We start from the raw sequence: 6,593 nt of genomic DNA, 5'->3' as shown, positions 1-6,593 counted from the left end.
GGGACGGGCAAACTCCGTTCGCCTGAATCGCGGCTGGAGGAAGCGGTCGGGCTTGCGGCCGCGATCTCTCTCAACGTGGTCGGAACGGCGGTCGTGCCGCTCGCGACGCAGCGTCCGGCAACGCTGTTCGGTGAGGGCAAGGTTGAAGAGCTGAAAGCCCGCATCGCGGAGCTTGATGTGGAGCTTGTCGTGGTGGACGGCTCCCTCAGCCCCGGCCAGCAGCGCAATCTCGAAAAGGCCTGGAGCGTGAAGGTGCTTGACCGCACCGGCCTCATTCTCGAGATTTTCGGCGAGCGGGCGCATACGCGCGAAGGCACGCTGCAGGTTGAGCTTGCCCATCTCAACTATCAGAAGAGCCGCCTTGTGCGCAGCTGGACCCACCTTGAACGGCAGCGCGGTGGTTTTGGCTTCCTTGGCGGCCCCGGTGAAACGCAGATCGAGGCGGACCGCCGCATGATTCAGGAGCGGATCGTCAAGATCGAGCGCCAGCTTGAGACTGTGACCCGCACTCGCGAACTGCACCGGAAGAAGCGCCGCGAAGCGCCATACCCGGTGGTGGCACTTGTCGGCTACACCAACGCGGGCAAGTCAACGCTGTTCAACCGGCTGACAGAGGCGGGCGTTTTCGCAGAGAACCTTCTCTTCGCCACGCTCGACCCGACCATGCGCGGCCTCATCCTGCCGAGCGGTCGCAAGGTCATCCTTTCCGACACGGTGGGTTTCATTTCAGATCTGCCCACGCATCTCGTTGCCGCCTTCCGCGCGACACTGGAAGAAGTGCTCGAGGCAGATATCATCCTGCATGTCCGCGATGCGGCGCATGAGGAAACGGAAATCCAGAAGCAGGATGTCCAGAATGTCCTCGCCTCGCTCGGTGTGACGCGCGAAAGCGCGGTCGAGAACGGGCAGTACATCGTGGATGTGCTGAACAAGATCGACCTGCTGGATGATGAGGCGCGCGAAGCGGCGATAAACCTCGCCGCGCGCGAACCCTTCACCGCAGCTGTGTCCGCCATGAAGGGAACGGGCACAAATGAGCTGCTGGCGCTGGTTGACAGCCTGATCGTGGATGAGGAACGCCCTGTCCATTTCGATCTCCCTGCAAATGAAGGGGAAGCAATCGCCTGGCTTCACGCCAATGCCCATGTCCGCACCCGTCGGGATGATGAGGAGGGGATGGTGCATCTGGATCTCGGTCTCACCCCCATCGTCGCCGGTCGCTTCGAAAAGCGTTTCCCCGACCTAGCGCGGCGCCTTGGCGCCACAGGCCAGGCGGTAGCGCATTAAAAATGGACCGTTTCTCGGAAAAAGTCGCCGCACTGATGCGGGAAGTCGCGGCACAGGAAATCATGCCGCGCTTCCGCGCTCTTGCGAGACATGAGGTCGAAGAGAAGGAAAAGGACGATTACGTCACCATCGCCGACCGCGCGTCGGAACTCTGGCTGACGCCGCGCCTTCTGAACCTTCTGCCCGGTTCTCATGTGCTGGGAGAAGAGGCCGCCTCTGCCGATCTCTCGCTTCTGTCGCTTCTGGAAAGTGATATGCCTGTCTGGACCATCGACCCGGTGGACGGAACAAAGAACTTTGTTGATGGGCTGGATACATTCGGCGTCATGCTCTCGCTCATCGAGAACGGCAGCGTCACAAGGGCGTGGATATATCTTCCGGTTACGGAGGAACTTGTGGTGTCAGCCCGAAGTGAGGGCGCGTTTCTGTACGCTGCAGGCAATATGCAACGGCTCGGTGCAGGCGCGGCACCTGCCGACCCTGCCGCGCAGGCTGCTAGTTTCTATGTCCGCTTCATGCCGGAGGACTGGCGCACCGCCATCACCGCCCATGCCGGGACGGTAGGGCAGCAATCATCATTTCTTTGCTCTGCTGTGGACTACACGAATGTCGCGAAGGGGTGCCATGACTTCGTGACCTATCACCGCATGTTGCCCTGGGATCATGCGCCCGGCTCGCTCATTCTTCGGGAAGCAGGTGGTGTTGTCCGTGATATGGCAACGGGTGAGGATTATGCGCCTCGCACACTGCAAGGCCCGCATCTTGTCGCGCGCGATGAGGAAAGCTGGCACTGCACCGCCGAGCGCATCCGTGCTCTCCGAAACGCTCAGTCGTCCTGAAAGCGCTCTGCGCGCTTTGCCTCGTTCCAGAGTGCGTCCATCTCTTCAAGCGAGGATTCTTCCGGCTTCCTGCCTTGTGCCGCAAGACTCTGCTCGATCCATCCGAAGCGTCGGCGAAACTTTGCATTGGCGCGGCGAAGGGCAGCTTCGGGATCAATCTTCATGTGCCGCGCAAGATTTGCATAGACGAAGAGCAGGTCGCCCATCTCGTCTTCCAGCCGGTCGGGGTCTCCGCCTTTCGCAATTTCGTCCGACAGCTCAAGCATTTCTTCATTGAGCTTGTCGATCACCTGCCGCGTTTCCGGCCAGTCAAAGCCGACACGCGCCGCCCGGTTTTGCAGTTTCACGGCGCGGGAAAGGGCGGGCAGGGCGAGCGGAACGTCATCAAGAATGCTCTGCTGCGCCACGCCTTTTGACGCCTTCTCCGCTGCCTTGATCTCTTCCCAGCGTCCGGCGACTGCTCCCGCCGTTTTCTGCTCGTCATCGCCAAAGACATGCGGATGACGCCGGATCATCTTTTCGCAGACGGCCTGAACAACATCCGCAAAATTGAAGGCGCCTTGCTCCTCCGCCATGCGCGCGTGAAACACGACTTGAAAAAGCAGGTCGCCCAGCTCATCCTTCAGCTCGGCAAGCTCGCCGCGCTCGATCGCGTCCGCAACCTCATAGGCTTCTTCGATGGTGTAGGGCGCAATGGTGGCGAAGTTCTGTTCGAGATCCCACGGACACCCTCCATCCGGATCGCGCAATCGCGCCATGATAGCGAGAAGGGCATCGATCCTTTGCTGGGTGTCCGTCAAATCCCTGAACCTCAATCGGCTGGTTTGTCAACGATCCCGCTCGCGGTGCCGACCGTGACAACGGCGGCTGCGGCTTCGCTCGCCTCCTGCAGCGTATCATCCTGGTGCGCCCGGTCGCGCTCGGCAAGGCGGCGGCGAATATCTGCCTGTGCCGCCTTGTCCAGCGGGAAGTTCCAGACGAGGAAGGCAGCCGCAAGCATGACGACCGAAGGAAGAACCACATAAAGCGCGGCAAGCTTGTTCAGAACTTCCGGCGGGTTCACCGAATTCGCATCAAAGCCGATAAGGTCGAGGATCGGATAGGTAATGCCGACCGCAAGCGCGGAGCCCGCCTTGCCGGTCAGGCTGAGCAGCGAGAAGTAAAGCCCCGTGCGCTGCTGGCCTGTTTCCAGATTGTCATAGTCGGTGAAGTCCGCCGTGATGGAGCGAAGCAGGAAGGAGCTTGCGCCATAGGCGATGCCGTAGAGCGTGAAGCCGGTGAAGAGCCACCAGAACTCTCCGCGCGGGAAGAGCAGTACAATCGGTAGCACCGCCGCGCCATAGAACATGGCAAGGGCGAGAGCGCGATGCTTGCCAAACTTGTGGCTGATCTTGATCCAGAAGGGAACGCCCACAAACCCGGCCACAAAATAGATCAGAAGCAGCATGCTTGCAGACTGGGCAAGGCCGAAGACATGCGCCGTGAAGAAGATATAGAGCGTGCCCGTAACGCTTGGTGCGATGGCAACGAGCAGGTCTGCGACCAGCAGGCGTTGCAGCACCTTGTTGCGGATGATGATGCCCCAGGCCTGAGCGAAGGGAATATGCTCCGTCACCTGCACATGCTTGCGCTCGCCCACGCTCCACATCGCGATGCCGATGGTCAACGGAAGCAGGATGATGATGAACCACCCCATTGCCGACATCTTGAGGAAGCCGTCGCCATGGCCATCTGCGGACCATTCGATGAAGGCGGGCAGGGCGAGCACGGTGAACATGCCGAAGATGAGCAGGAATTCGCGCATACCCTGAATGGTCGAGCGCTCGTCATAATCGGTCGAAAGCTCCGCCCCCCAGGACATATGGGTGATGGCAACCAGCGAATAGCCGCAATAGACGATGAAAAGCACAACCGTCAGATAGACAGGGCCGGCAGAGGGAAGCGGCATGAAGAGGAGATAACAGGAGACAGCGAGAAGCGGCACCGAAACCGCCATCCAGTGACGCCGCCGCCCCCAGCGGCTCGGATAGCGGTCGGTAAAGACACCGACCAGCGGGTCCACAAGCACGTCACCCAGCCGGACCAGCATGAATATCAGGCCGACCAGCGTGTAGCTGAGGCCAACGTCCTGTGAGTAGAAGGCAGGAAGATAGACAACAAGCGGCAGCCCTAGGGCGGCAATGGGTATGGATGGCAGGGCGAAAGCGGTCATCTGCCATCTTGAAACTTTATTTGTTGTCATAATCCCTGTTTCCTCAGCAACCGAGCAGAGCGTCTCGCGCTCGCGGCATTTCTGGTAGCGCTCTTGAGGGCGCCTTTTGCTGCTTTTCTGATTATTTGTCAGCGCGAATAAGGAAACCGATCACGCGCAGATTGTCCATGCTTTTCGCAAGGGAAGGGGGAAAAGCGAGTGCCTGCCCATCATCATCCGAAATTGGCATCCGCAACAAAGGGATTGGTCCGCCGCTCCACCCCGAAGGTCGAAAGCGGCCCGTGCCCTGGCACGAAGGTCACGTCATCGCCCAGCGGCCAGAGCCGCTCGCGGATGGACTGAACGAGCGTGCCGTGATCGCCGCGCGGAAAATCCGTACGGCCGATAGAGCCCTGAAAGAGAACATCGCCCACAATCGCAAGGCGCGACGGCTCATGGAAGAACACCACATGGCCGGGCGTGTGGCCGGGGCAGTGGCGCACATCAAGCGTGAGGCCGGCAAACTCCACCGTATCGCCGTCTTTCAGCCAGCGGTTTGGCAGAAACGGCCCGACTGCGCCGAAGCCATATTTCGCGGCCTGATCAGGCAGGGCTTCAATCAGGAACAGGTCTTCCTCATGCGGTCCCTCGATCGGAACGCCAAGTTCCTTCGCGAGATCGCCCGCCGCTGCGGCATGATCGAGATGCCCATGCGTAAGCAGAATTTTCTCGATGGTAACGCCAGCCTGCTCGGCAGCCTGCCGGATGCGCGGCAGATCGCCGCCCGGATCGCTGACGGCGCCGCGCATATTTTCATCGTTCCAGATGAGCGTGCAGTTCTGCTGAAACGGGGTAACGGGAAGAATCGCGGCCTTGAGAGCCATCGTGACGAATCCATAAATTGTGAATGCCTGTGCGGGCATTCTAGCCGATTTCAGAGGGCAGGTGGGGTTTAAGGTGATTCAGATCATCCGCTTCAGCGCATTATCCTTTTTGATGAATGGGCGGTAGAGCGACATGACGATGTGGCCGACGATCAGCGCTGCGAATGCCCATGCGCCGGGAGAACGAAGATTCCCGGCCGAGGACATCCACGGAACCTTGTCACCCTTGGCGATGATCTGGATGCCGAATGGCGAGTCCAAAGCCGCCACACAGCATTTTTCAGGATGACCGTCAGCGGCCCCTCTTCGCGAAGTACGAATAACACAATTGTTCGTACAGAGATGAATTAACTCAGGTGCAGATCAAGGCGCATCGTCAGAGCCGACGATCCCGCCTTCACCTTCCATTCGAGTTATCTGGCGCGCGTCCTGCCGGGTGAATTTCAGCCGAACACCCGCGCCCAGGCCATCTGATTCTTCCACCAGCATTACACCGAAATGATCCATCGCCCGACAAATGGCGGCGACATCCTGCTCGGAACGAACAAATGCGCTGCCTCCGCCCTCCATCACACGCAAAGCCTCAACGGAGATCCTTGCGGCATCGGCAAAATGCTTTTCGCTGATGCCTGCCAGTCCGCGTGCGGCGGTGATAACCCGTCCACTGATCTGAATTCCGGCACTCATGCCTTAAACCTCCTGTCGTTAAGGACATAGTCTGCGAGGGTGACGGAAACTTCAACCACGAGCAAATAGTCAGATATTCGTCTGATCCGCAGGTATGTGGCCGGGTACTGCCGCTGCATTCTTCGCGGCTATTGCTGGTGGTGTATCAATACCAAGCGAATAGCTGGTCATTGAAAGAGAGCCCATGCAATAACCCCGCAAAAAGGGCTCCGCCGGGCTGCCTTCCGCCGCAGCAAGGCCCGCGAGATAAAGCAAGGGAATGAAGTGATCCGGCGTCGGCACGGCAAGCTCATAATCAGGATGTTCGGTGAGCTTCACAATGTCGCCCGGTACGCTCGCCATCTGTTCGACAGTGGCTTCATCAAACCGTTCCGCCCAGTCGAAAGCGGCGTTCGGCTTGTTCCATTCAATCCGCCGAAGATTGTGAACGACATTGCCACTTGCCAGAATGGCGATGCCGCTCTTGCGCAGAGAGGCAAGTCGTGCACCCAGTTCGACGTGATACTCAAGCGGCCGCAGCGCATTGATGGAAAGCTGCACGACCGGCACATCTGCTTTCGGGTAGAGATGTGCAAGCACGGACCATGTGCCGTGATCAAGGCCCCATTGATCCCGGTCAAGGCCAACCCATTCGGGCTTCACCGCTTCCACAATTTCCTGTGCAACATCGGGCGCTCCGGGTGCAGGATATTCAAACTCGAAAAG

General features: G+C 59.4%; 8 protein-coding genes. 2 read left to right on the top strand and 6 right to left on the bottom strand.

The annotated features are described in order from the left end of the window. Both hflX and WBF74_RS05505 read left to right on the top strand, forming a co-directional pair. Positions 1 to 1,287 (top strand): GTPase HflX (hflX, locus tag WBF74_RS05510; RefSeq protein WP_424436390.1); only part of this gene is annotated, 1,287 nt, incomplete at its 5' end. Positions 1,288 to 1,289: 2 nt separating this feature from the next. Beyond that, on the top strand, positions 1,290 to 2,126 hold the full coding sequence (locus WBF74_RS05505; protein WP_424436387.1) for an inositol monophosphatase family protein: 837 nt from the start codon (positions 1,290 to 1,292) through the stop codon (positions 2,124 to 2,126). Here the strand turns inward: WBF74_RS05505 and mazG are convergent. From mazG to WBF74_RS05475, 6 genes are all read right to left on the bottom strand, one after another. Beyond that, positions 2,114 to 2,884, bottom strand: coding sequence for a nucleoside triphosphate pyrophosphohydrolase (mazG, locus tag WBF74_RS05500; RefSeq protein ID WP_424436393.1), 771 nt, complete (start codon positions 2,882 to 2,884; stop codon positions 2,114 to 2,116). The genes WBF74_RS05505 and mazG overlap by 13 nt on opposite strands. Before the next feature lie 53 nt (positions 2,885 to 2,937). After that, complete coding sequence (locus tag WBF74_RS05495; protein ID WP_424436384.1) at positions 2,938 to 4,338, bottom strand: MFS transporter; 1,401 nt, start codon at positions 4,336 to 4,338, stop codon at positions 2,938 to 2,940. A gap of 212 nt (positions 4,339 to 4,550) precedes the next feature. After that, positions 4,551 to 5,201 carry an MBL fold metallo-hydrolase gene (locus WBF74_RS05490; RefSeq protein ID WP_424436381.1) on the bottom strand — a complete coding sequence of 217 codons (651 nt, stop codon included), beginning with the start codon at positions 5,199 to 5,201 and terminating at the stop codon, positions 4,551 to 4,553. 78 nt (positions 5,202 to 5,279) lie between these two features. After that, the gene (locus tag WBF74_RS05485) at positions 5,280 to 5,471 is read right to left on the bottom strand and encodes a hypothetical protein (RefSeq protein ID WP_424436378.1); all 192 of its coding nucleotides are present in this window, start codon (positions 5,469 to 5,471) and stop codon (positions 5,280 to 5,282) included. Positions 5,472 to 5,564: 93 nt separating this feature from the next. After that, positions 5,565 to 5,888 carry an XRE family transcriptional regulator gene (locus WBF74_RS05480; protein WP_424436375.1) on the bottom strand — a complete coding sequence of 108 codons (324 nt, stop codon included), beginning with the start codon at positions 5,886 to 5,888 and terminating at the stop codon, positions 5,565 to 5,567. A gap of 69 nt (positions 5,889 to 5,957) precedes the next feature. After that, positions 5,958 to 6,593: dioxygenase (locus tag WBF74_RS05475; RefSeq protein WP_424436372.1), on the bottom strand; the 636-nt coding region annotated here is incomplete at its 5' end.

Source organism: Parvibaculum sp. (assembly GCF_049672805.1).
Lineage (GTDB): Bacteria > Pseudomonadota > Alphaproteobacteria > Parvibaculales > Parvibaculaceae > Parvibaculum.
This window is presented reverse-complemented; position numbering and strand designations above follow the sequence as displayed.